Source organism: Streptomyces sp. NPDC005408, from assembly GCF_040606445.1.
Classification (GTDB): domain Bacteria; phylum Actinomycetota; class Actinomycetes; order Streptomycetales; family Streptomycetaceae; genus Streptomyces.
On record NZ_JBEXEX010000007.1, the window covers coordinates 146,596 to 170,286 of the forward strand.

The window sequence follows — 23,691 nt, forward strand, 5'->3', positions numbered from 1 at the left end:
GCTCGCAGCCTAACGGCCTGCCTCCGCGATGGGACCGGTCTCGCGCGGGGGAGTGGAGTGGTCCGCTCTGGCCCCCGCGATCCCCAGGACGGAACCGGTGATGAGGGCTGCGACAAGGACGGCACGGGTGCTCACGCGGTTCGGCTCCGGGGCGAAATTGGCGGGATAGGGACCCTCCGTCATACCGGTGACGCTCCGCACACCGCCAACAGTGTCACTCGCCCGTGGGCGCGTCCTGTCTGGGTTGACGGCCGCCGACCGCAAAACCTCCGGTGATCAGGGGTTGGGGCAGGATAATTTCCAATGGCTCCACTTGTACGGGAGAAGCATGCCCAGATACGGTGTCTTGACGCGAGGTTCTCCCGTGAAGGAAGTGACATGACGGAAATTCTTGTGCAGGACCCAGCCGTAGGGGGCATATCGAATGCTGCCCCGGTGATTGAGCACCCGGCCTGGCTGAAACTCAAGAGTGCCGTCGAGGAGATCCGCCCCTGGCAGTCCAAGGACGGCTCCATCGACTTCGACGCCGAGGGCGCCCCCGCCCGCGTCTCTGCCGAAGCCGCGCTCGACCGCGTGATCGACGCCGTGGAAGAGCTCTCCCCGTTGCTGCCGCACGATGCCGCGTACCACCGCGAGCTCGTCGCCGATCTGCACAAGTGGGCCGACAGCGCCTTCGCCGTCCCCGATTTCCTGGACTCGCTGCTCGCCTTCCAGCCGGCCGCCTCCCGCGCCGACGGACTGCAGCACCTGGTCCTCTTCCCCATGTACACGCAGAACGGCAACCCGGACCGCAACCTTGAAGCGGTCGTGCTGCGCATGGTCTGGCCGGAGTGGCTTTCCGAGCTCGAGCGCACCCGCTACGACAACCCCCTCTTCTGCGGCATCACCTTCGAGGACTTCACCGCGGGCTACGACACCAACTCGGCGGTGCTCTTCCCGGAGACGATCGCCGTGCGCGAGGCCCCCGAGCGCTTCACCTGGGGCGGCATCTTCTGCGACCGTGAGGCGGCCCGCTTCCGTGCCGTCACCAATGAGGCCGTGCGCGTCCTCGGTCTCGAACTCCCCGACGACATCCACGAGATGGTCGGCGACCAGAAGCGCTGCGAGCAGGCCTTCGTGCTCTGGGACATGGTCCACGACCGCACCCACAGCCACGGCGATCTGCCCTTCGACCCCTTCATGATCAAGCAGCGCCAGCCGTTCTGGATGTATGGCCTGGAGGAGCTGCGCTGTGACCTCACCGCCTTCAAGGAGGCCGTGAAGCTGGAGGCCGAGGGCAACCGGCACGGCCGCGATGTGCAGTACGCGGTGCTCTTCGACCGGATGTTCCGCTTCCCCGTCTCCGGCGACCGGGTGCGCAACTACGACGGCCTCGGCGGCCAGCTGCTCTTCGCCTACCTCCACAAGCACGACGTGGTGCGCTGGACCGACAACAACCTGAAGATCGACTGGGACCGCGCGCCGCAGGTCACCAACCAGCTCTGCGCCGAGATCGAGAAGCTCTACCGCGACGGCATCGACCGTCCGAAGCTCGTCCACTGGTTCGCCGCGTACGACCTGGTCTCGACCTACCTCGCACCGCACCCCGGCTCCCGCTGGGCCAAGGGTCCCGATGCTCTCGATCTGACACAGCCGCCACGCAAGCTTGTCGACGACGTGCTTCCTGACGAGTTTCCGCTCAGCATGTTCTATGAGGCGCTGTCCAAGAAGCTCAAGGCCGTGATCGCCTCCACCAAGGGCATCACCGCGGCGGGCGCCGGGCAGGCAGCCGCGTGAGCACTCGCACCCAGGAGGCCAGGTCCATGAACACGAACGGCAACGGGGCGCTGGACGGTGCCGTGATCGCGGTAGCCGGAGCGGCCGGCCCGGCGGGCCGCGCCACCCTGCTCAAGCTCGCCGAGGCCGGGGCGATCGTGGTGGCCTCCGACGCGGACACCGCGCGCCTGGCCGAGGCGGTCGACGCCGCCCGGTACGCGCACGGCGGAGCGACCGTCACAGGGGACACGGTCGATCTGCTCGACCTGGACGCGACACGCGACTGGGTGAACCAGACCGAGAAGGAGTTCGGCCGGATCGACGGCCTGGTTCATCTCGTCGGCGGCTGGCGCGGCAGCGCCACCTTCGCCGAGAGTGACCTGGCCGACTGGGCATTCCTCGAGAAGCTGCTGATCCGTACTGTCCAGCACACCTCCCTCGCCTTCCAGGAGCCGCTCCAGCGAAGCGGCAAGGGCCGCTTCGTGCTGGTCAGCCAGTCCGGGGCGACCAAGCCCACCGAGGGCAATGCCGCATACGCGGCATCCAAGGCCGCGGCCGAGGCCTGGACTCTCGCGCTCGCCGATGCCTTCCGCAAGGCCGGGGACGAGGAGGGCCCGAAGGCCGCTGCTGTCATCCTGGTCATCAAGGCACTCGTGCACGACGCCATGCGCGCCGAGCGCCCGAATGCGAAGTTCGCGGGCTTCACGGACGTGACGGAACTGGCCGAGGCCATCGCCGGAGTCTGGGACCGGCCCGCCCGGGAAGCGAATGGACAGCGCCTGTGGCTGACCCCCAAGCCGTGACACCGCCGAAGACCGACGCCCGACGCCATCACGACCCCGCGGTACGGGGCTTCGCCAGCGACAACTACGCCGGCGCCCACCCCGAGATTCTCGCTGCGCTCGCTCTCGCCAACGGCGGTCACCAGGTCGCGTACGGCGAGGACGAGTACACCGAGCACCTCCAGCGGGTCATGCACAGCCACTTCGGGCCGACGGCCGAGGCCTTCCCGGTCTTCAACGGCACCGGCGCGAACGTCACGGCGCTCCAGGCGCTCACGGACCGCTGGGGCGCGGTGATCTGCGCCGAGTCGGCGCACATCAACGTGGACGAGGGCGGAGCGCCCGAGCGGATGGGCGGGCTGAAGCTGCTGACCGTACCGACTCCGGACGGCAAGCTCACGCCCGAGCTCATCGACAGGCAGGCGTGGGGCTGGGACGACGAGCACCGGGCGATGCCGCAGGTCGTGTCGATCACCCAGAACACCGAGCTGGGCACGGTCTACACGGTCGAGGAGATCCGGGCGATCGTCGACCACGCCCACGGGCACGGCATGAAGGTCCACCTCGACGGGGCCCGGATAGCCAACGCGGCCGCGTCACTGAATGTGCCGATGCGCGCCTTCACCAACGCGGTCGGCGTGGACGTCCTGTCCTACGGCGGCACCAAGAACGGCATGCTGTTCGGCGAGGCCGTGGTCGTCCTCAACCCGGACGCCGTGAGCCATATGAAGCATCTGCGGAAGCTGTCGATGCAGCTCGCCTCCAAGATGCGCTTCGTGTCGGTGCAGTTGGAGGCGCTGCTCGCGCGCGATCTGTGGCTGCGCAATGCCCGGCACTCCAACGCCATGGCCCAGCGACTGGCCGATGGCGTACGCGCCGTCGACGGTGTGAAGATCCTCCACCCCGTCCAGGCCAACGCCGTCTTCGCGCGCCTGCCGCACGATGTGAGCGAGCGGCTGCAGAAGCGATTCCGCTTCTACTTCTGGGACGAGGCGGCAGGTGATGTCCGCTGGATGTGTTCCTTCGACACCACCGAGGACGATGTCGACTCCTTCGTCCAGGCGCTGAAGGAAGAGATGGCGCGCTAGTCCACCGCACTGCATAAGTATGTGGCCGATCGGAAAGTGATTGACTTCCGTTCGGCCACTTCCTTAGGGTCGGCGGGCATGGAGCTGATCCAGCAAGTACCCCAACTCTCCGCGTATCTCGCCGCCGACGAGGTGGTCGACCACGGGCATCCCCTGGTCCGCGAAACTTCGGCCCGTTTGGGGGTTGACACCCTCCCCGCATACTCATACGCAAAAGCGGCCTTCGAGTTCGTACGAGACGCGATCCCGCACTCCAGCGACTCGGGGGACATGCGCGTCCCCTGGCGTGCTTCCGACGTCCTCGCGCAACGCACCGGCATCTGCTGCGCCAAGTCCCATGCGCTGGTCGCCCTGCTGCGCGCCGGGTCCATCCCTGCCGCCTTCTGCTATCAGCGGCTGAATGTCGTGCACGGGCTGGTCGCGCTGAAGCTTCCCGGCAGGCAGGAGTGGGCGCGGCTGGATCCGCGCGGCAACAAGCCCGGAGTCGACGCGCAGTTCTCGCTCGATCGGGAGCGCCTCGCGTTCGACGTACGGCCCCAGTCCAATGAGATGGACTATCCAGTGCTCTATGATGCACCTCATCGGGCCGTGCTCGACGCCCTCAAGGCGGCGCCCGACCGCGAAACCCTCTGGACCCTGTACCCGGCCGAACTGTGAGGCACCAAGAACCATGACGCCAACGCTCACCGTCTCCGACGAGGTCAGGGACCTCGCACCCGGCTTCGTCCACCTCGCTGTGGAGGCCCGCGGTCTGGTCAACGGGCCGAGCAGCGCTGACAGTTCGGCCCTGCTCGACGATGCCGCCCGCAAGCTCGCCGAGCGGCTGGGCTCACGCGCCCCGCACGAGGACCCGCACATCGCCGCCTGGCGCGAGGCGTACACCGCCTTCGGGGCCAAGCCGTCGCGCACCCGCAACTCCGCCGAGGCACTCGCCAAGCGCGCCCTCGCGGACGGCGGCCTGCCGCGGATCAATCGGCTGGTCGACGCCTACAACGCGATCAGCGTGGCCCATCTGATCCCAGTCGGCGGCGAGGACACCGACCACATCAAGGGCGGGATGCGGCTTGTGCGGGCCACCGGCGAAGAGCCGTTCGTCACCGTCGCGGGCGGCGAGGAGACCGTGGAGCATCCGGAGCCGGGCGAGGTCGTCTGGTGCGACGACGAAGGCGTCACCTGCCGCCGCTGGAACTGGCGTCAGGGCGTACGGACCAGGCTCACTGAACAGTCCGTGAACGCGCTCTTCCTACTGGAGGCCATGGCCCCCATGACGACCGGCGAGCTCGAGGCCGCAGCCGCCGAACTCGCCGAGTCGCTGGAGAAACTGAGCCCCGGGGCGCGGATCACCGTCCACCCGCCCCAGCCTCAGGTGTGACGTTTCAGCCCGCCTCGCGGACCTCGGCCGGAGTCGGCGCCGTACCCCCGAGGTGCGCGGGCACCCACCAGGTGTCGCTCGCGTCCTTGGGGCGTACGGGATAGGCGCGCTGCGCGGCCTCCAGGAGCTCCTGAACCCGCTCGCGCAGCCGTCGCGTGATCGCGCCCGCGTACTGGTCGGCGGGGGCCTCCACGGGCTCGCCCACCCGGATCGTCACCGGGATGTGGCTGCGCCTGAAGTTGCGCGGGCGGCCCTTGGTCCAGATCCGCTGGGTGCCCCACAGCGCCATCGGGATCAGCGGTACGCCGGCCTCCTGGGCGAGGCGGGCCGCACCCGACTTGAAGGACTTGAGGGTGAACGACTGCGAGATCGTGGCCTCGGGGAAGACGCCGATGATCTCGCCGGAGCGCAGCGAGTCCAGTGCGTGCGCGTACGCCTGCTCGCCCTGCTTGCGGTCCACCGGGATGTGCTTCATTCCGCGCATCAGCGGGCCGGAGATCTTGTGCCGGAAGACCGACTCCTTCGCCATGAAGCGCACCAGGCGCTTCTGGGGGAGCGCGGCGAGCCCGGTGAAGATGAAGTCCAGGTAGCTGATGTGGTTGCTCACGAGCACAGCGCCGCCCGAGCGCGGGATGTTCTCCGAACCCTGAGTGTCGATCTTCAGGTCGAGCGCCTTGAACATGGTTCGAGCGGCGCCGATGACCGGCCGATAGACGAGCTCTGCCATCTGGAGAAGACCCTTCTGTTGTGCCCGGGGAGGGTTCTCCCGGCGGAAGTTACGCAGCCGTAGGTTTTCGGCATTGGGCAGATCGTGCCCCATGCACGGCGTGCTGACCAGTCCTGGGTGCTCCGGCGGGCGAGATTCTTCTCACGTCCTTCTTGTCACATCATGACCGGACAGGCGTCAGGCGCCGCAGCAGCAGATACAGCTCGCACCCCAGGCAGTACCCGAAAACGGCGTTGAGGAACGCGGCGGCCAGTGCGCATCCGGTGGCCGCGAGCCCCAGCCACTCGGGCCCCCAGAAATAGCCGACCAGGCCAACCAGCGCGAAGGCCAGCCCCACACCCTGCGCGAAGCGCGGCGGCGTCGGTGACTCGAGCTCGGCCGGCGGCCCCAGCCTCGGGCGTACGGCGGTGCGGAAGAGCCATCCGTACGGAGAACGCTGCACGCCGAGCAGCGCGCCGGCGGCGAAGGCGAGCGCCTGCCAGGCGAGCAGGATGCCGCTCCCGGTGACGAGAACGGCTGCGAGTACGACCGTGGTGACGGTGGCCCCGAAACGCGGGCCCCTGACGTCGATGTCCATGCCTCACAGCATCGCGCAGCCGATCCGCAGGAAGGGTGCGGGAATCTTTGCGGTCTCGTGAACGCTGCACTCCGGGATGACCGGACTTGTGGTGTGTGCGGTGGTGCTCGCGGCGGCGAGCGCCTTTGGCGTGTGGCAGCGGCGCAGCGGCGGGAGGCTGAAGGTGCGGGGACGGGACGCGGGCAGACGGCTCGGCGCAGCCGAGTTGGGCGTCGGACTTGGGGAGCGGGCGACGCTCGTGCAGTTCTCCAGCGCGTTCTGCCAGCCGTGCAGGGCCACCCGGCGCACCCTCGCCGAAGTCGCCGGCATGGTCGACGGAGTCACCCATGTCGAGATCGACGCGGAGGAGCGGCTCGCGCTGGTGCGGGAGCTGGGGATCCTCAAGACGCCGACCGTGCTGGTGCTCGACGCGGGCGGCCATATCGTCAACCGGGCCTCCGGCCAGCCCCGCAAGGCGGATGTCATCGCCGCGCTCGGGCAGGCGGTGTGACGCCCCGTGACACGTGTCGCACATCGTGGAACGCACTTGACTGCACGCGCCATGCATCGTCACGCTGACGCTGTGCCTTCAGAACTCCTTCTCTACAGGCGAGCTCATGTCGACCTCGCCCGGAACGCGAGCGCTCGGTGTCCGGCTGTCTGAGCAGCCACCGACGCCCCGTTCGCATCCCCCAGAAGGACAATTCCATGACGGCTTCGCCTGAACTCGGCACTCCTCAGCTGGCCTCTCCCGACCTGCTCCGCTCCGTCTTCCGTCAGCACGCCGCGGGCGTCGCGGTGATCACGGCCCAGGGTGAGCAGCCCGTAGGATTCACCGCCACCTCTCTCAACTCGGTAGCCGCCGAGCCCCCGTTGATCTCCTTCGGTGTGGGGTCCTCGTCCTCCAGCTGGCCGGTCATCGCCCGGGCCGAGCACATCGGCGTGCACATACTCGGCGAGCATCAGCACGATCTGGCGGCCACCTTCGCGCGCAGCGGCGCCGACCGGTTCGCGCAGCCGACCTCCTGGCGCAGCGGCCCCGAAGGCGTTCCTGTTCTCGACGGAGTTCTGGCCTGGCTGGTGTGCCGGATCATCAACCGGGTCCCGGCCGGGGATCATCGCATCGTGATCGCCGAGGCCGTCGTCGGAGATCCCGCGGGAGCGGGCCGTCCGCTTCTCTATCACCAGGGACGCTTCAACGCGCTGCGGGACTGAAAGGCGCCGGTTACGGAGCGTTGGCAAGGTCACAGCTCAAAGCGCTTGCTTACCGGGAATGCAATGGGTGTACTGAGCGTACTGGCGAGTAATATTTCGTTCGGAGCGCGGCCGCCCCGGCCGGGATCCGCCCCGTCAGACGCCTATGCTGCGAGCAAGGCAGCCCAGTAGAGACGATGCAGTAGGAGAGCCGGCGTGAGCTTGAGGATCGTTGTCTGTGTGAAGTACGTGCCCGACGCCACCGGCGACCGGCACTTCGCCGATGACCTGACCGTCGACCGAGACGACGTCGACGGCCTGCTGTCGGAGCTGGATGAGTACGCGGTCGAGCAGGCGCTGCAGATCGCGGATGAGGCGGACGACGCGGAGATCACCGTGCTGACCGTCGGTCCCGAGGACGCCAAAGACGCACTGCGCAAGGCGCTGTCCATGGGTGCCGACAAGGCCGTCCACGTCGAGGACGACGACCTGCACGGCTCCGACGTCATGGGCACCTCGCTGGTGCTCGCCAAGGCGATCGAGAAGACCGGCTACGACCTGGTCATCGCCGGTATGGCGTCGACGGACGGCACCATGGGCGTGCTCCCGGCGATCCTCGCCGAGCGTCTGGGCGTCCCGCAGGTCACGCTGCTCTCCGAGGTCTCGGTCGAGGACGGCGTCGTCAAGGGCCGCCGTGACGGTGACACCGCGAGCGAGCAGCTCGAGGCGTCCCTGCCGGCCGTCGTGTCCGTGACGGACCAGTCGGGCGAGGCCCGCTACCCGTCCTTCAAGGGCATCATGGCGGCCAAGAAGAAGCCGGTCGAGTCCCTGGACCTGGGGGACCTCGAGATCGACGCCGACGAGGTCGGCCTCGAGGGCGCGTGGACCGCTGTGGACTCGGCGGCCGAGCGTCCGGCCCGTACTGCCGGCACGATCGTCAAGGACGAGGGCGAGGGCGGCAAGCAGCTCGCAGAGTTCCTCGCGAGCCAGAAGTTCATCTGAGCTTCGGTCACTTCCCCAACCGCCCCCAGATACTTCGCATTCGCAGGAGAGCAATCCCATGGCTGAAGTTCTCGTCTATGTCGACCACGTGGACGGCGCCGTCCGCAAGCCCACCCTTGAGCTGCTGACCCTGGCCCGCCGTATCGGCGAGCCGGTCGCCGTCGCGCTGGGCTCCGGCGCCGAGGCCACTGCCCCGGCCCTCGCCGAGCACGGCGCGGTCAAGGTCCTCACCGCCGACGCCCCGGAGTTCGCCGACTATCTCGTCGTGCCGAAGGTGGACGCGCTGCAGGCCGCGTACGAGGCCGTCTCCCCGGTCGCGGTGCTCGTCCCGTCCTCCGCCGAGGGCAAGGAGATCGCGGCTCGCCTGGCGGTCCGTATCGGCTCCGGCATCATCACCGACGCCGTCGACCTCGAGGCCGGCGACGAGGGCCCGGTGGCCACCCAGTCGGCGTTCGCCGCCTCCTTCACCACCAAGTCCCGTGTCTCCAAGGGCACCCCGGTCATCACGGTCAAGCCGAACTCGGCCGCCGTCGAGGCCGCTCCGGCCGCGGGCACCGTCGAGGCCCTCGCGGTCTCCTTCTCCGAGAAGGCCACCGGCACCAAGGTCGTCTCGCGCACCCCGCGTGAGTCCACCGGCCGCCCCGAGCTGACCGAGGCCGCGATCGTGGTCTCCGGCGGCCGTGGCGTCAACGGCGCCGAGAACTTCCACATCATCGAGGCGCTGGCCGACTCGCTCGGTGCCGCTGTCGGCGCCTCGCGTGCCGCGGTGGACGCCGGCTGGTACCCGCACTCCAACCAGGTCGGCCAGACCGGCAAGTCGGTCTCCCCGCAGCTGTACATCGCCTCCGGCATCTCCGGCGCGATCCAGCACCGGGCCGGTATGCAGACTTCGAAGACCATCGTGGCCATCAACAAGGACGCCGAGGCCCCGATCTTCGACCTGGTGGACTACGGCGTGGTCGGCGACCTGTTCCAGGTCGTGCCGCAGCTGACCGAAGAGGTGCAGTCCCGCAAGGGCTGACCTGCACATGTCTCGCTCGGCCGGGGCCGCACGGTGTTTGTCACCGTGCGGCCCCGCCGTCATTCGGGCGACCATTGACGCAGGTCGTAGCCGCCTATTAACTTCGCTATACGGATTGTAGATTCCGTGCAGCGGAAAACAGGAGGATGCAGGGATGGGTCAGCAGGAGAAGGTGGCAACGAGCCTCGCCGGAGCGGTCAGCGAGGGCATCAGCGCCTCCCTCGCGCCGGTGGACGCCGAGCTCGCCCGCCGTTACCCGGGAGACCCCGGCACGCGCCAGCCCGTCCACACCGTCTACGTCCCCGGCGACGCCTTCGCCGCCGACACCATCCGCTCCTGGGGCGACCAGGCGCTGGCCGCGCTCGACGAGCACGCCCCGGACGCCGCCTCACTCGCAGCCGTCCTCGGCCTCTCCGACGAGCTCGCCGCCCCCGTGTACGACCGCGTACGGGCCAAGCTGGAGCGCGAGCCGATCGAGGATCTGCGCATCGACTTCGAGGACGGCTACAGCGGCCGCGGCGACGCCGAGGAGGACGCGCACGCCGCACGCGCCGCCCGGCTGATCACCGAGGCGTACGAGAACGGCACCGCCGCCCCGTACATGGGCATCCGTATGAAGTGCATGGAGGCCGCCGTACGCGACCGCGGCATCCGTACCCTCGACATCTTCCTGACCGGCCTCATCGAGGCCGGCGGTCTGCCCGACGGGCTCGTGCTGACGCTGCCCAAGGTCACGTACCCCGAGCAGGTCACCGCGTTCGTCCAGCTGCTCGAAGCCTTCGAGAAGGCCCAGGGACTGGACGCCGGCCGTATCGGCTTCGAGATCCAGATCGAGACCAGCCAGTCCATCCTCGCCGCCGACGGCACCGCCGCCGTGGCCCGGATGATCGACGCCGCCGGCGGCCGGGCCACCGGACTGCACTACGGCACCTTCGACTACAGCGCCTGCCTCGGCGTCAGCGCCGCCTACCAGGCCAGCGACCACCCGGCCGCCGACCACGCCAAGGCCGTCATGCAGGTCGCCGCAGCCGGCACCGGCGTACGCGTCTCCGACGGCTCCACCAACGTCCTCCCCGTCGGTACCACCGAGAAGGTCCACGACGCCTGGCGGCTGCACTACGGCCTCACCCGCCGAGCGCTGGCCCGCGCCTACTACCAGGGCTGGGACATGCACCCCGGCCACCTGCCGACCCGCTACGCCGCCGTGTTCGCCTTCTACCGCGAGGGCTTCGAGCAGGCCGCCGCGCGGCTTGCCGCCTACGCCAACCACGCGGGCGGCGACGTGATGGACGAGCCCGCCACCGCCAAGGCGCTCAGCAGCTATCTGCTGCGCGGCATCGACTGCGGAGCCCTCGACACCGCCGAGGTGGCACGGCTGACCGGCCTCACGCGCGCGGACCTCGACGGCTTCGCCGCCCCGCGTCGCGGCGACCTCACTGCCACAGCCAAGTAACAGCCACCGCCGCTGTCATCGCTGCCCCGTACTCTGTACGCGACCACAGTCGCAACAGGATCGGGGCAACGGTGTCTTCGGGGGAGAACGAGCGGCTCGCCGGCCGCTACCGGGTGATCGAACAGCTGGGCCGCGGCGGCATGGGCGTCGTCTGGCGGGCCTTCGACGAAGTGCTCGGGCGTGAGGTCGCGGTCAAGGAACTGCGCACGTACAACGACTCCTCGGGCCCCGAACTGGCCGACCTGAGAGTGCGGATGCAGCGCGAGGCCCGCGCGGCCGCGCGCGTGCGCCACCCCGCGGTCATCGCCGTCCACGACGTCACCGAGCATGAGGGCCGCCCGGTCATCGTCATGGAACTCATCGACGGCCCCTCGCTGGACGATGTCCTGCGCGAACGCGGCGTCATGGACGCGCGCGAAGTCGCCGCCATCGGCGCCAAGGTGATGGAGGCGCTGGGCGCCGCGCACCGCGCCGGAGTGCTGCACCGTGACGTCAAGCCGGGCAATGTGCTGCTGGACCGCGGAGGGCGGGTGGTGCTCACCGACTTCGGCATCGCCGCGATGGACGACCCCGGCGACGGCTCCACCACGAACCTCACCCGCAGCGGCGAAATCGTCGGCTCGCTGGACTACTTGGCGCCCGAGCGTGCCCAGGGCCAGGAGCCGGGCCCGGCCTCCGACATCTGGGCGCTGGGTGCCACCCTGTACGCCGCGGTCGAGGGCTCGTCCCCGTTCCGCCGCACCTCCACCTGGTCGACGCTCAACGCCATCGTGGTGGAGCCGCTGCCCGAGCCGCACCGGGCCGGGGAGCTCGGACCCGTGCTGCGGCAGCTGATGGACAAGGACCCGGCGCAGCGCCCCGACGCGGACACCGCGGCGCGGCTGCTGGCCGCCGTGGTAGCGGGCCAGGACACCGGCACATCGACCGCGTCGCTCGGGCCCGTGCCGCCGCCACCGGACCCGGCGACGCGGGTGCCCACGGAGCTGAATGCGATGCCGCACCGGCCCGAGGGCTTCGGCCCCGCCGTGCCGCAGGCCCCGGCGCAGCCGGCCGCCACACCCACACCCACACCCACACCCACACCCGCTCCCGTCCCCGCCTCTGCTGCTGCCGCGGCTCCCGCGTCAGGCGGCCGTGGTCGCGCCAGGGTCCTGGTCGCGGCCGGAGTCGCCGCCGTCCTGCTGGCCGGAGGGGGCATTACGTACGCCCTCGTCGACCGGGACGGGACCAGGGGCAGCGAGCTCGCGGGAGGCCGCGGCGATAGTCCGGCGGCCGGTTCCAGCGCGCCCGGGGAGCCCGGGGAGTCCGGCGGGAGCCTCACCGCCGGGAAGCAGAGCCCGAGCAGCAAGCCGCCGGAGAAGGGCGGCACCAAGTCGCCCTCGCAGTCCGCGAAGCCGCCCGCGCCCGGCACCGGCTCCGGTGGTTCCGGCTCCGGGACCACGGGCGGCAGTGCGGCCACCGGGGGATCCTCGGGCACCACCGGTGGGGGGTCCACCGGCGGTTCCAGCACCACGACCACAGGCGGCAGTTCGACGACGGGCGGCGGTTCGACGACCGGCGGAGGCTCAACCCCGACCCCGGCACCCGCATGCCACTCGATCGGTGGCGGCAAGTACAACTGCGAGGTCTGGCGCACCTCGAACTCGTACACCGCGTCCGGTACCCAGGTGGGCACGCTGAACGCGGGCACGAACTACTTCTACTGCCAGCAGAATCTGGGCCGCCGCGAGACCTCGGGCAAGTGGACGAACGTCTGGTGGGCCAAGACCGACGACGACAGCGGCAACACCAATGTCTTCGTCAGCGACGTCTACATCAAGGGCGGCGACAACGATCAGCCGGTGCCCGGCCTGCCCGTCTGCTGACTGCCCGGCCTACTCGTCTGCCGACGGTGGGATCTCGCCCGAGCCGCGCGGGATCAGCACCGTCTCCAGCGCCATCTGCGCGGGCGCGTCGTCCGCGCCGTCGAGACGCCGGAACAGCCGCTCGGCCGCCGTACGTCCCAGTGTCGCGGCGTCCTGGGCGATGACCGTGATGCCCAGCAGATCGGCCAGTTCGATGTCGTCGAAGCCGACCAGAGCGACGGGCCGCTCGCGCTCGGCCAGCGCCCGTACCGCCGTCACCGTCACCCGGTTGTTGCCCGCGAAGATCGCGGTGACCGGGTCGGGACCGGTCAGCATCGCGGTCACGGCGGCCCGCACCCGCTCGGGCGCGGTGGAGCCCAGCGACACCCAGGACTCGTCCACCGCGAGCTCCGTGTCCTCCATTGCGGCGCGGTAGCCGCGCAGCCGCTCGACGGCCGTGTGGATCCGCGGCTGGTCGCCGATGAAGCCGATACGGCGGTGGCCGTGGGCGATCAGATGGGCCACGCCCGCGCGGGCTCCGCCGAAGCTGTCCGAGAGCACCACGTCGGCGTCGATCTGCCCGGGTGGGCGGTCCACGAATACCGTGGCGATCCCCGCCTTGATCTCGGGCTCCAGATAGCGGTGGTCGTGGCCCGCGGGGATCACGATGAGCCCGTCGACCCGGCGGGCGCACAGCGCGAGCACCAGCTCCTGCTCGCGGTCGGGGTCCTCGGCGCTGGAACCGTTGATCAGCAGCGCGCCGTGCGCGCGGGCGACCTCCTCGACGGCGCGGCTGAGCGGGCCGTAGAAGGGGTCGGCGAGATCTTCGAGGACGAGCCCGATGGACGCGGTGCGGCCCTTGCGGAGCACGCGCGCGCTGTCGTTGCGGCGGAAGCCGAGGGACTCGATGGCCTCCTGCACCCGGCGCTCGGTGTCGGGGGTGACACCCGGTTCGCCGTTGACGACCCGGGAGACGGTTTTGAGGCCCACTCCCGCCCGGGCGGCGACGTCTTTCATGGTGGGCCGATTGCCGTAGCGGGGCTCGGGGCCTTTGGGGCGCCCGTGCGATGCCAGGGGATGGTCGGTCTCGGCCACAGCGCGCTGTCCTGTCGTCGTCGGGTGTGCAAGGGTGTGGCGTCGAGCATAGGCCCTGGACAACGTTGTCAGGGGAATGGAGACTGTTACCGAACCCGCAGGTCCGACAGCTCCCATTGGGGGATCCCACACCGATGCATACCGACCTCGTCGCCGCGCTCGACATCGGCGGCACCAAGATCGCCGGCGCGTTGGTGGACGGCAGCGGCAGAATACTGGTGCGGGCCCAGCGTCCGACACCCGCCAAGGAGGACGGCCAGACGGTGATGCGCGCCGTCGAGTCCGTCCTCGGCGAGCTCGCCGCTTCCCCGCTCTGGGTGCGTGCCTCTGCCGTGGGCATCGGCAGTGCGGGCCCCGTGGACGCGTCCGCCGGAACGGTCAGCCCGGTCAACGTCCCGGGCTGGCGCGGCTTTCCGCTGGTCGCTCGGGTGCGCGAAGCTGTGGGCGGGCTGCCTGTCGAACTGGTCGGGGACGGTGTCGCGATGACGGCCGCCGAGCACTGGCAGGGCGCGGCCCGGGGTTACGACAACGCCCTGTGCATGGTGGTGTCGACGGGCGTCGGCGGCGGACTCGTTCTCGGCGGCAAGCTCCACCCGGGCCCGACCGGCAACGCCGGGCACATCGGCCACATCAGCGTGGACCTCGACGGCGACCTCTGCCCCTGCGGCGCCCGCGGCTGCGTCGAGCGCATCGCCAGCGGCCCGAACATCGCACGCCGGGCGCTGGAGAACGGCTGGCAGCCGGGTCCCGACGGCGACACCTCGGCCGCCGCCGTGGCCGCGGCCGCCCGCGCGGGAGACCCGGTCGCCATCGCCTCCTTCGAGCGCGCCGCCCAGGCGCTCGCGGCCGGTATCGCCGCCACCGCGACCCTCGTGGAGATCGAGATCGCGGTGATCGGCGGGGGAGTGGCGGGCGCGGGCGACGTGCTCTTCGCTCCTCTGCGCCGCTCCCTTCGCGACTACGCCACGCTCTCTTTCGTCCAGCGGCTGACGGTCGCCCCCGCGCTGACGGGCACGGACGCCGGACTGGTGGGTGCGGCCGCTGCCGCCTCGCTCGGCCGGCACGGCGAGGCAGCAGCGGTGGCCGGCAGCCGGTCCTGAGACCGGCTCGGTGCACCTCGTCAGCAGCCGATCCTGAGATCGGCCCAGTCGGCGTGGTCGGAGTCGACGCCGTCCCCGCCGTCGGTGACCACCAGACGTACGACCTTCGCACCACTGATGTCCGCAGTAATCGGCTGTGCGGGCATGGCATTGGTCAGTACGTCCGTCGACGCGGCCTTCTTGCCGTCCGCCCAGATCTCGAAGGTGACCGTGCCCTTCGCCGCCTTCTCGTCGTCCAGGCCGACCTGCGCGGTGACGGTGGTGCACGTGCCGCCCGCGTAGTACTCGACGGCACTCGCGGCATGCACACCGAGGCCCTTGGCGAAGACCTGGCCGCCTATGGTGATCGGCCTGCCGTCGCCCGCCTTGGACTCGCCATTGCTGGTGTCCTTCTCGACGGGACCCCAGCCGTTCGCGGCGCTCAGCCAGTCCAGATCACTGAGATACGACGCCCCGGCGGGCGGAGCCACGACCGCATGCACGCTCGCGGGCACGACGCTGGTCAGCCGCTGTCCGGTCAGCGCGCGGTACTTGGTCGTCAGCGTCAGTGCGTACGAACCGGGCGCGGTGCCCGGCGGTACGGCGACCTCCCAGCCGGTGGTGAGCTTCCTGCCGCTCAGGAGCACCGCGGCGGCGGCGGGGGACGTGGCCTTCACACTCCAGCCCTCTGGGCCGGTCAGCGCGACGGAGACGGCGAGCGCGGGCGTACGGCCCAGATCGGTGACGGTCGAGCCGATCTTCCCCGTCCCGCCCGCCTCGACCATCAGGCCCTCGTCGGCGCTCACGTCGACGGCCGGGGGCAGCAGCGCCCAGGTGCGGTCCGTCGAGACCCGCACCAGGACCGTGCCGTGTGCGGGCACCGTCGCCGAGATCGTCCCCGCGGTATTGGCGTCGGTGTGCTGCCACAGATCGCGCAGCCGGTATCCGGGTGCGTCGGGCAGCCCGACTGCCCCGGCCGTGGTGGCGATCCGCTGCGGGCTGCTGTTCTCGTTGAACAGCGCGACTGCGCGGCTGCCGTCCTTCATCTCCTTGGCCACCACCCAGCGGCCGCCCTCGGAGCTGATCACCGTGCCCTGCTTGCCCAGCGGATCCTGGTCCACGGCGATGACCTCGCGGTTGCCGAGGATGTCGAAGGCCGATGCGGGGGCCTTGCGCAGATCGGAGCCGATCAGCAGCGGCGCGGCCATCACCGACCACAGGGAGAAGTGCGAACGGTATTCGGTGTCCGTCATGCCGCCGTTGCCGACCTCGAGCATGTCGGGGTCGTTCCAGTGGCCGGGGCCCGCGTACGGCGCGAGCGGCAGATTCTTCTTCGTGATCGACACCATGGAGCCCCAGTTGTCGCTGATGTCGCCGGTGGTGCGCCACAGTTGTCCGACGCCTGTGGCCCACTCCCAGGGCTTGTTCTGTCCCCACTCGCAGATGCTGTAGACGATGGGACGACCTGTTGTCTCAGAGGCAGCCTTCAGGGCGTCGCGCATCGTGTTGTAGCGGAGCTTGGCGTCCACGCCCTGGTTATTGCAGTTGTCGTACTTGAGGTAGTCGACACCCCAGTCGGCGAACTGCTGCGCGTCGCTGTACTCATGGCCGAGACCGCCCGGGAAGCCCGCGCTGTTGCAGGTCTTGGTTCCGGCGCTGGTGTAGATGCCGAACTTCAGGCCCTTGGAGTGGACGTAGTCGGCGACGGCCTTGATGCCGTCCGGAAAGCGCACCGGGTCGGGCACGAGCTTGCCGTTCGCGTCGCGCTGTGGCAGAGCCCAGCAGTCGTCGAGATTTACGTACTGATACCCGACGGCCTTGAGGCCCTTGTCGACGAAGATGTCGGCGATTCCCTTGACCATCGCCTCGTTGAACTCGGCCCGGCAGTGGGTGGAGTTCCAGTTGTTGAAACCCATCGGAGGGGTGAGGGCGAGACCGTCGTCGAGCTCGGTGCCTGCCGGCGCGGAGCCGGCCTGTCCCGCCGGGGCATCGGCTGCGGCGGCAGGGGAGCCCAGGCCTGCCGCGCCGAGCAGCAGAACGGCCAGCGCTCCGACGACTCTGTGGCGGGTACTGCGTGTGGGAAGGTGACCCATCGTAACGTTCCTCCGTACTCGCGCGTTTTGGGATGGCGTCATGTACGTGTCAGTCGCGAGCGTTTACGGTAGGGCGTGTTGGAGTCTGTTGGAAGAGATGCGGTAACGGTTGTTCGATGTCTCGCCAAAACCCTTGACGACACCCCTTTCTGGGAGTGAGATCCAATCCTCGCGTTGAGTTGTGTTGGGTTGCACCCCGGAGGAGGGGACATGGCGCAGTCATCGTTCAACGGTTCTGCCGCGCCCGGGAGCGTGGCAGGACATCGGATGTCCCGGCGGAATCTGCTGCGCGGCGCAGCGGTGGGTGCAGGTGCGATCGCGCTGCCCTCGCTGCTCGCTGCTTGCGACAGCGGCCCCGGCGGGGACGGCAAGACCATCAAGCTGGGGTCCAACTCGTCCGACCCTGTGCCGAAGAAGGCGTTCGCCGACGCGTTCGCCGCGTATTCGCAGCAGTCGAAGGACGGACGGAAGGTCAAGGTCAACACCGTTGACCACAACACCTTCCAGGAGAACATCAACCGCTATCTGCAGGGCAAGCCGGACTCCGTCTTCATGTGGTTCGCGGGTTACCGCATGCAGTTCTTCGCCAAGAAGGGACTGCTGCACGACATCAGCGACAACTGGGCGGGCTACCAGGGCTTCTCACCCGCGCTGAAGGCCCAGTCGACGGGCGAGGACGGCAAGCAGTACCTCACGCCGTACTACTACTACCCCTGGGCCGTCTTCCACCGGAAGAGCGTCTTCCAGCAGCACGGCTACGAAGCCCCCAAGACGCTCGACGAGTACATAGCGCTCGCCAAGCAGATGCAGAAGGACAAGCTCGTCCCCATCGCCTTCTGCGACAAGGACGGCTGGCCCGCGATGGGCACCTTCGACTACATCAACATGCGCACCAACGGCTACGAGTTCCACAAGAACCTGATGGCGGGCAAGGAGGCCTGGACCGACAAGCGCGTCAAGGAGGTCTTCGACACCTGGCGCAGCCTCCTCCCGTACTGCCAGCCCGGAGCGAACGGCCGCACCTGGCAGGAGGCGGCGACCAGCCTGCAGAAGAAGGAGGCGGGCATGGCCGTCTTCGGACTCCCGCACCCCGGCGCCCAGTTCCCCAAGGGCGAGCAGGCCGACATCGACTTCTTCCCGTTCCCGGTTATCAACCCCGAGCACGGCCAGGACGCGGTCGAGGCGCCCATCGACGGCTTCCTGCTGGCGAAGAAGTCGAAGGAACTGAAGAACAGCAAGAGCATGGAGAGCGCCAAGGACCTGCTCAAGTGGCTGGCCACCGGCAAGGGGGAGGACATCTACCTCGCCAGTGACCCCAACAACATCGCCGTGAGCGACCAGGCCGACACCTCGAAGTACTCCCCGCTGCAGAAGAAAGCCGTCGAACTCGTCTCGGGCGCCAAGCAGATCTCGCAGTTCCTGGACCGCGACACGAGGCCCGACTTCTCCTCGACGGTGATGATTCCGGCCATCCAGACCTTCATCAACAAGCCGAAGGACGTGGATGGGTTGGTCAACAGCATCGAGAGGCAGAAGAAGACCATCTTCGCCTCCGAAGGCTGAACCGACACCGGCCGAAACCGACTTGGAGCCACCACCCGTGCCGCTGCTGCAATCTTCCGGGGAACACATCCCGGACCCCCTACCGGAGCCTCAGGCCGGCGGGGGCACTCCGAAGGACTCTGGGGGGCGATCGAGAGTGAGCATCTCGCGGCGCGCCGCACGGCGAGGTCCGCGGCGGTTCACCCGCCGCGACCTCGCCGTACTCGGCGTGTTCCTGGGCATACCGATCCTGCTCGACGTGGCCATCGTGTGGGGACCGACCCTTGCCTCCGTCGTGCTCTCCTTCACCAGCTGGGACGGCATAGGAGACATCTCCTGGGTCGGTACGAAGAACTACGAGACCCTCTTCACCAACTATCCGCAGTTCTGGCCGGCCGCCCGCCACAATCTGCTCTGGCTGGCCTTCCTCGGACTGGTCGCCACACCCTTCGGGCTGCTGCTGGCCGTACTGATCGACAGGGGCGTGCGGTTCAGCCGCTTCTACCAGTCCACGCTGTACATGCCGGTGGTGCTCTCGCTCGCCGTCGTCGGCTTCATCGCCCAGCTCGTCTTCTCCCGCGACCAGGGTGCGCTCAACGCGATCCTCGGCGACACCAAGAATCCCACCGACTGGCTCGGCGATCCCGACATCAACCTCTGGATGATCCTGCTGGCCGCGGCCTGGCGGCACACCGGCTATGTGATGATCCTCTACCTGGCCGGGCTCAAGGCCGTCGACCCCTCGCTGAAGGAGGCCGCGGCCATCGACGGGGCCAGTGAGGCGCAGACCTTCTTCCGCGTCGTGTTCCCGACCCTGCGGCCCGTCAACGTCATCGTCGGAGTCATCACCGTCATCGAGGCGCTACGAGCCTTCGACATCGTCTACGCGGTCAACAAGGGCAGAAACGGCCTTGAGCTGCTCTCTGTCCTCGTCACCGACAACATCATCGGCGAGGCCAGCCGGATCGGATTCGGCTCGGCGATCGCCGTCGTCCTGCTGCTCGTCTCCATGGGATTCGTCGTGACGTATCTGGTCCAGGAGATCCGTGGGGAGAAGAACCGATGACGCTCGACACCGCCCCGGCGCCCGCCACCACACCGGCCGCGGCCCCACCGCCCCGCAAGCGCGCCGTACGCCCCGGCCGGCTCGGCGTGCACGCCTTCCTGATGGCTGTCTCGCTGGCCTTCCTCGCGCCCCTGCTGCTCGCGGTGTACGCCTCGCTGCGCCCCTACGACGAGACCTCCGAGCACGGGTACTTCTCGCTGCCGAAGAAGCTCTCCTTCGACTACTACCAACAGGCGTTCAGCGACTCGGGGATGATGAAGTACTTCATCAACACCCTGATCATCGCCGTGCCAGGAGTGCTGCTCGCGCTGTTCTTCGCCTCGTTCGTCGCCTTCGCCGTGTCACGGCTGAAGATGCGCGGCTCGATCGTGCTGCTGATGCTGTTCACCGCGGGCAATCTGCTGCCCCAGCAGGTGATCGTCACTCCGCTGTACGTCATGTTCAATCGCATCCCGCTGCCCTACTGGATGTCCGACTCGATGACGATGTTCGACTCGTTCTGGGCCGTCATCGCCGTCCAGGTCGGCTTCCAGATCGGCTTCTGCGTCTTCGTCCTCGCCAACTTCATGCGCACCCTGCCGCAGGAGATCCTGGAGGCGGCGATCGTGGACGGCGCGAGCGTGTGGACGCAGTACTGGCGCATCACGCTGCCGCTGTGCCGCCCCGCCCTCGCGGCGCTCGGCACGCTGCAGTTCACCTGGATGTACAACGACTTCCTCTGGGCGCTTGTCTTCATCTCCGACGGCGACAAGCTCCCGATCACCTCGGCGCTGAACAACCTCCGCGGCCAGTTCTTCACCGACTACAACCTGCTGGCCGCGGGCTCGGTGATCGTGGCACTGCCGACGCTGATCGTCTTCCTGCTGCTGCAGCGGCACTTCATCGCCGGGCTCACGCTCGGCTCCACCAAGGGCTGACAGGTGCGGCACGGCTCCCGCCCCGTGCGGGCGGGGGCCGCTGTGCCGCTAGCTGACCGCGTCCGCGGTCTGCTGCGGGACCACCACCAGGAACGCATCCGATTCCAGGTCCATCACGACCTCCGCCGCCAGACCCTCGTCCCGGCGGGCCCGTGCGAACTCCTCGGCCGGCCAGCTCCCGCGTGGCCCCCCGGCGGGAAACCGCTCCAACACCGTACGGCGCATCCCGCACCCCCTTTGTCTCTTCCGCTCCAACGACGCTCCGCGTCCCGGTGTCACGGTCCCGCGAAGCCGTCCGTTCACCGGGTGAGACGCATCAGGCTCCCGCACGGTGGTGGTGAACCGGCAACAGCACGGACACAGTTGGGTCCGGACGAAGCCCACGATCAACCGGCAGGTTCCCGACACGGGTTTCCGTGGCAGGGTGTTGCGGGCAATCCACTGAGGGCTACGGAAGAGGGGGAACCGTGATCGTCTGGATCAACGGTGCGTTCGGAGCGGGCAAGACCAGTACCGCGCGCGAACTGATCGATCTGATCCCGAACAGCACGCTCTACGACCCCGAACTCATCGGCGCCCAGCTGCGCCACCTGCTGCCGCAGAAGCGCCTGGCCGAGGTGAACGACTACCAGGACCTGCCGATCTGGCGGCGCCTCGTGGTGGACACCGCGGCGGCGCTGCTGGCGGAGCTCGGCGGTGTGCTGGTCGTGCCGATGACCCTGCTGCGCCAGGAGTACCGCGACGAGATCTTCGGCGGTCTCGCCTCCCGCCGTATTCCCGTACGGCATGTGCTGCTTCGACCGGAGGAAACGATCCTGCGCGAACGGATCGCCACCCGCGAGGAGCAGGCCGTCCCCGATGAGGACCTGCGCGTCAGGCAGTGGGCGTACGACCACATCGAGCCGTACCTCGCCGCCCTCGACTGGATCGGGGGCGACGCGCATGTCATCGACACCAGCCGGCTCGACCCCCTGGAGACGGCGCGGCGCATAGCCACGGCGGTACGGAACGGGGACGCCGCCGTCTGCGAGATCGTGCAGACCCCCGAGCCGACCGCCGAAACCCTCGCCGCCGGAGTGCTGCTCTTCGACGAGGAGGACCGGGTGCTGCTCGTCGACCCCACGTACAAGCCAGGATGGGAGTTCCCGGGCGGAGTCGTGGAGCGGGGCGAGGCACCCGCCCGCGCCGGAATGCGCGAGGTGACCGAAGAGCTCGGGATCGAACTCGCCGAGGTACCGAGGCTGTTGGTGGTCGACTGGGAGGCGCCGCGGCCGCCTGGCTTCGGCGGACTGCGGCTGCTCTACGACGGCGGCCGGCTGGAGAGCGCCGAGGCGGGGCGGGTGCTGCTGCCCGGATCGGAGCTGCGCGGCTGGCGGTTCGTCGCGGAGGAGGAGGCGGCGGAACTGCTGCCGCCGACCCGCTACGAGCGCCTGCGCTGGGCGCTGCGGGCGCGGGAGCGGGGCTCCGCGCTGTATCTGGAGGCAGGCGTCCCGGTCTGACGCGGTGAAGGGCCCCCGCCACGAGGCGAGGGCCCTTCACCGAGGGCGTACGGCTTTCAGCTCGCGCGTACGGCTTCAGTTCTGCGCGGACGCGCGGTTGAGGATCCGGATCAGGTTCAGAGTCAGCTCGCCGCGTAGTTCTGCAGGAACAGCGCCTCGGCGACCGACAGCCGCTCCAGCTCCTCGGGCGAGACGGACTCGTTCACCGCGTGGATCTGCGCCTCCGGCTCGCTCAGTCCGATCAGCAGGATCTCCGCCTCGGGGTAGAGCGCCGCGAGCGTGTTGCACAGCGGGATCGAGCCGCCCATGCCCGAGGACTGCATCTCCTCGCCCGGGTAGGCGACGCGCATCGCCTCGGCCATCGAGGTGTACGCGGGGCTCGTGATGTCCGCCTTGAAGGCCTGGCCCTGGCCCACCTGCTCCAGCGAGACCCGGGCGTTCCACGGCGTGTGCTTCTCGATGTGCGCGTACAGCAGCTTGGTCGCCTCGGCAGCGTCCTGGCCGGGCGGCACCCGCAGGCTGATCTGCGCCCGGGCGCTCGCCGGGATGGAGGGGGTCGCGCCGGCCACCGGGTGGCAGTCGATGCCGATCACGGTGACGGCGGGGCGCGCCCAGATACGGTCGGCGACCGTTCCCGCGCCGGGCAGGTCGACACCGGCGAGAACCTTGGCGTCCTTGCGGAACTCGACCTCCGGATACTGCAGTCCCTCCCACTCCGCCTGCGCCGGGAGCCCGTCGATCACCGTCGAGCCGTCCTCGGCGCGCAGCGAGTCCAGCACGCGGATGAGCGCGGCCAGCGCATCGGGTGCGGCGCCGCCGAACTGGCCCGAGTGCAGATTGCCCTCAAGGGTGTCGATCTGGACGCGGATCATCGTCATCCCGCGCAGAGTCGCCGTCACCGTCGGCAGACCCACCCGGAAGTTCCCGGTGTCACCGATCACGATGGCGTCGGCCGTCAGCAGCTCCGGGTGCGCCTCGGCGTACTGCTCGAGACCGCCGGTGCCCTGCTCCTCCGAGCCCTCGACGATCACCTTCACGGAGACCGGTATGCCGCCGTTCGCCTTGAGGGCGCGCAGCGCCAGCAGATGCATGATGAAGCCGCCCTTGCAGTCGGCGGCACCACGCCCGTACCAGCGGCCCTCCCGCTCGGTCAGCTCGAACGGCGGGCTCACCCACGCGGCCTCGTCCAGCTTCGGCTGCACGTCGTAGTGCGCGTAGAGCAGAACGGTCCGCGCGCCCTCCGGGCCGGGCAGCAGCCCGTACACCGACTGCGAGCCGTCGGGGGTGTCGAGAAGCGCGACGTCCTGGAAGCCCTCGGTGCGCAGCGCGTCGGCCACCCAGTTCGCGGCGGCCTCGCACTCGCTCTTCGGTGCCACGGCCTCGTCCGCCACCGATTGGAAAGCCACCAGTTCCGTCAGCTCCGCCTTGGCGCGGGGCATCAGGGACGCAATGGTCTCGGCGATCGGATTGGCGGTCATGGGCACGCTCCTTGTGGGTGCGACGTTGTGCGATATGTGTACGGCGAATGTGTGGTTGATCCTCCCACGGGCAGGAAGTGACCGCGCCGTAGGATGCCGTCGAGAGCATTGACCACGCCTCGGATCAG

Annotated in this window: 23 protein-coding genes; 16 read left to right on the top strand and 7 right to left on the bottom strand. The window is 69.2% G+C overall.

Annotated elements, in window-relative coordinates; all coding sequences use genetic code 11:
• Nucleotides 1–9 precede the first annotated feature (9 nt).
• On the bottom strand, nt 10–183 hold the full coding sequence (locus tag ABZS64_RS10040) for a hypothetical protein (RefSeq protein WP_355825791.1): 174 nt from the start codon (nt 181–183) through the stop codon (nt 10–12).
• Between the two features lie 195 nt (nt 184–378).
• Here ABZS64_RS10040 and ABZS64_RS10045 point away from each other — a divergent pair, with 195 nt between their 5' ends.
• The 5 genes from ABZS64_RS10045 (at nt 379) to ABZS64_RS10065 (ending at nt 4,997) form a co-directional block, all read left to right on the top strand.
• On the top strand, nt 379–1,776 hold the full coding sequence (locus tag ABZS64_RS10045) for a DUF6421 family protein (RefSeq protein WP_355825794.1): 1,398 nt from the start codon (nt 379–381) through the stop codon (nt 1,774–1,776).
• Between the two features lie 26 nt (nt 1,777–1,802).
• Nucleotides 1,803–2,558 (top strand): SDR family NAD(P)-dependent oxidoreductase, encoded by a 756-nt coding sequence (locus ABZS64_RS10050; RefSeq protein ID WP_355825797.1) that lies wholly within the window; start codon nt 1,803–1,805, stop codon nt 2,556–2,558.
• The gene (locus ABZS64_RS10055) at nt 2,537–3,625 is read left to right on the top strand and encodes a low specificity L-threonine aldolase (protein WP_355825799.1); all 1,089 of its coding nucleotides are present in this window, start codon (nt 2,537–2,539) and stop codon (nt 3,623–3,625) included. The genes ABZS64_RS10050 and ABZS64_RS10055 overlap by 22 nt, the downstream gene beginning before the upstream one ends.
• A 78-nt stretch (nt 3,626–3,703) precedes the next feature.
• The gene (locus ABZS64_RS10060) at nt 3,704–4,282 is read left to right on the top strand and encodes a transglutaminase family protein (RefSeq protein ID WP_355825802.1); all 579 of its coding nucleotides are present in this window, start codon (nt 3,704–3,706) and stop codon (nt 4,280–4,282) included.
• A gap of 13 nt (nt 4,283–4,295) precedes the next feature.
• Nucleotides 4,296–4,997: a phenylalanine--tRNA ligase beta subunit-related protein gene (locus ABZS64_RS10065; RefSeq protein ID WP_355825805.1), complete on the top strand. Its 702-nt coding sequence runs from the start codon at nt 4,296–4,298 to the stop codon at nt 4,995–4,997.
• Between the two features lie 4 nt (nt 4,998–5,001).
• On the opposite strand, the gene ABZS64_RS10070 is transcribed toward ABZS64_RS10065, so the two are convergent.
• Both ABZS64_RS10070 and ABZS64_RS10075 read right to left on the bottom strand, forming a co-directional pair.
• Entirely contained in the window at nt 5,002–5,724 is a 723-nt protein-coding gene (locus ABZS64_RS10070) for a lysophospholipid acyltransferase family protein (RefSeq protein ID WP_355825808.1), read from the bottom strand.
• 160 nt (nt 5,725–5,884) lie between these two features.
• The gene (locus ABZS64_RS10075) at nt 5,885–6,301 is read right to left on the bottom strand and encodes a DUF4395 domain-containing protein (protein WP_355825811.1); all 417 of its coding nucleotides are present in this window, start codon (nt 6,299–6,301) and stop codon (nt 5,885–5,887) included.
• A gap of 76 nt (nt 6,302–6,377) precedes the next feature.
• Between ABZS64_RS10075 and ABZS64_RS10080 the strand changes: the two genes are divergently transcribed.
• The 6 genes from ABZS64_RS10080 to ABZS64_RS10105 all read left to right on the top strand — a co-directional run bounded on the left by ABZS64_RS10080 (nt 6,378) and on the right by ABZS64_RS10105 (nt 12,815).
• Complete coding sequence (locus ABZS64_RS10080; RefSeq protein WP_355825814.1) at nt 6,378–6,791, top strand: thioredoxin family protein; 414 nt, start codon at nt 6,378–6,380, stop codon at nt 6,789–6,791.
• 197 nt (nt 6,792–6,988) lie between these two features.
• Nucleotides 6,989–7,495 carry a flavin reductase family protein gene (locus ABZS64_RS10085; RefSeq protein WP_355825817.1) on the top strand — a complete coding sequence of 169 codons (507 nt, stop codon included), beginning with the start codon at nt 6,989–6,991 and terminating at the stop codon, nt 7,493–7,495.
• Between the two features lie 195 nt (nt 7,496–7,690).
• Nucleotides 7,691–8,476, top strand: a complete 786-nt coding sequence (locus tag ABZS64_RS10090) for an electron transfer flavoprotein subunit beta/FixA family protein (RefSeq protein ID WP_355825819.1) — start codon at nt 7,691–7,693, stop codon at nt 8,474–8,476.
• 58 nt (nt 8,477–8,534) lie between these two features.
• A complete protein-coding gene (locus ABZS64_RS10095) occupies nt 8,535–9,497 on the top strand; it encodes an electron transfer flavoprotein subunit alpha/FixB family protein (protein ID WP_355825822.1) in 963 nt (320 codons plus the stop codon).
• A 154-nt stretch (nt 9,498–9,651) separates the two neighbouring features.
• Entirely contained in the window at nt 9,652–10,950 is a 1,299-nt protein-coding gene (locus ABZS64_RS10100; protein ID WP_355825825.1) for an aldolase/citrate lyase family protein, read from the top strand.
• 71 nt (nt 10,951–11,021) lie between these two features.
• Nucleotides 11,022–12,815: a serine/threonine-protein kinase gene (locus ABZS64_RS10105; protein ID WP_355825828.1), complete on the top strand. Its 1,794-nt coding sequence runs from the start codon at nt 11,022–11,024 to the stop codon at nt 12,813–12,815.
• Nucleotides 12,816–12,824: 9 nt separating this feature from the next.
• Here ABZS64_RS10105 and ABZS64_RS10110 read toward each other — a convergent pair whose 3' ends face one another.
• Nucleotides 12,825–13,811: a LacI family DNA-binding transcriptional regulator gene (locus ABZS64_RS10110; protein WP_355826061.1), complete on the bottom strand. Its 987-nt coding sequence runs from the start codon at nt 13,809–13,811 to the stop codon at nt 12,825–12,827.
• Nucleotides 13,812–14,023: 212 nt separating this feature from the next.
• Here ABZS64_RS10110 and ABZS64_RS10115 point away from each other — a divergent pair, with 212 nt between their 5' ends.
• Entirely contained in the window at nt 14,024–14,989 is a 966-nt protein-coding gene (locus ABZS64_RS10115; protein WP_355825831.1) for an ROK family protein, read from the top strand.
• A 20-nt stretch (nt 14,990–15,009) separates the two neighbouring features.
• On the opposite strand, the gene ABZS64_RS10120 is transcribed toward ABZS64_RS10115, so the two are convergent.
• A complete protein-coding gene (locus ABZS64_RS10120; protein ID WP_355825834.1) occupies nt 15,010–17,061 on the bottom strand; it encodes an NPCBM/NEW2 domain-containing protein in 2,052 nt (683 codons plus the stop codon).
• Between the two features lie 267 nt (nt 17,062–17,328).
• On the opposite strand from ABZS64_RS10120, the gene ABZS64_RS10125 reads away from it, so the two are divergent.
• The 3 genes from ABZS64_RS10125 to ABZS64_RS10135 all read left to right on the top strand — a co-directional run bounded on the left by ABZS64_RS10125 (nt 17,329) and on the right by ABZS64_RS10135 (nt 20,586).
• Nucleotides 17,329–18,624, top strand: a complete 1,296-nt coding sequence (locus ABZS64_RS10125; protein WP_355826065.1) for an ABC transporter substrate-binding protein — start codon at nt 17,329–17,331, stop codon at nt 18,622–18,624.
• Nucleotides 18,625–18,760: 136 nt separating this feature from the next.
• Nucleotides 18,761–19,669, top strand: a complete 909-nt coding sequence (locus ABZS64_RS10130) for a sugar ABC transporter permease (protein ID WP_355825836.1) — start codon at nt 18,761–18,763, stop codon at nt 19,667–19,669.
• Nucleotides 19,666–20,586, top strand: a complete 921-nt coding sequence (locus tag ABZS64_RS10135) for a carbohydrate ABC transporter permease (protein WP_355825839.1) — start codon at nt 19,666–19,668, stop codon at nt 20,584–20,586. The genes ABZS64_RS10130 and ABZS64_RS10135 overlap by 4 nt, the downstream gene beginning before the upstream one ends.
• 48 nt (nt 20,587–20,634) lie before the next feature.
• Here ABZS64_RS10135 and ABZS64_RS10140 read toward each other — a convergent pair whose 3' ends face one another.
• Nucleotides 20,635–20,811 (bottom strand): hypothetical protein, encoded by a 177-nt coding sequence (locus ABZS64_RS10140; RefSeq protein ID WP_355825842.1) that lies wholly within the window; start codon nt 20,809–20,811, stop codon nt 20,635–20,637.
• 242 nt (nt 20,812–21,053) lie between these two features.
• Between ABZS64_RS10140 and ABZS64_RS10145 the strand changes: the two genes are divergently transcribed.
• Nucleotides 21,054–22,085 (top strand): NUDIX domain-containing protein, encoded by a 1,032-nt coding sequence (locus ABZS64_RS10145; RefSeq protein WP_355825844.1) that lies wholly within the window; start codon nt 21,054–21,056, stop codon nt 22,083–22,085.
• 122 nt (nt 22,086–22,207) lie between these two features.
• Here ABZS64_RS10145 and ABZS64_RS10150 read toward each other — a convergent pair whose 3' ends face one another.
• A complete protein-coding gene (locus tag ABZS64_RS10150) occupies nt 22,208–23,563 on the bottom strand; it encodes a dipeptidase (RefSeq protein WP_355825848.1) in 1,356 nt (451 codons plus the stop codon).
• Between the last annotated feature and the right edge of the window lie 128 nt (nt 23,564–23,691).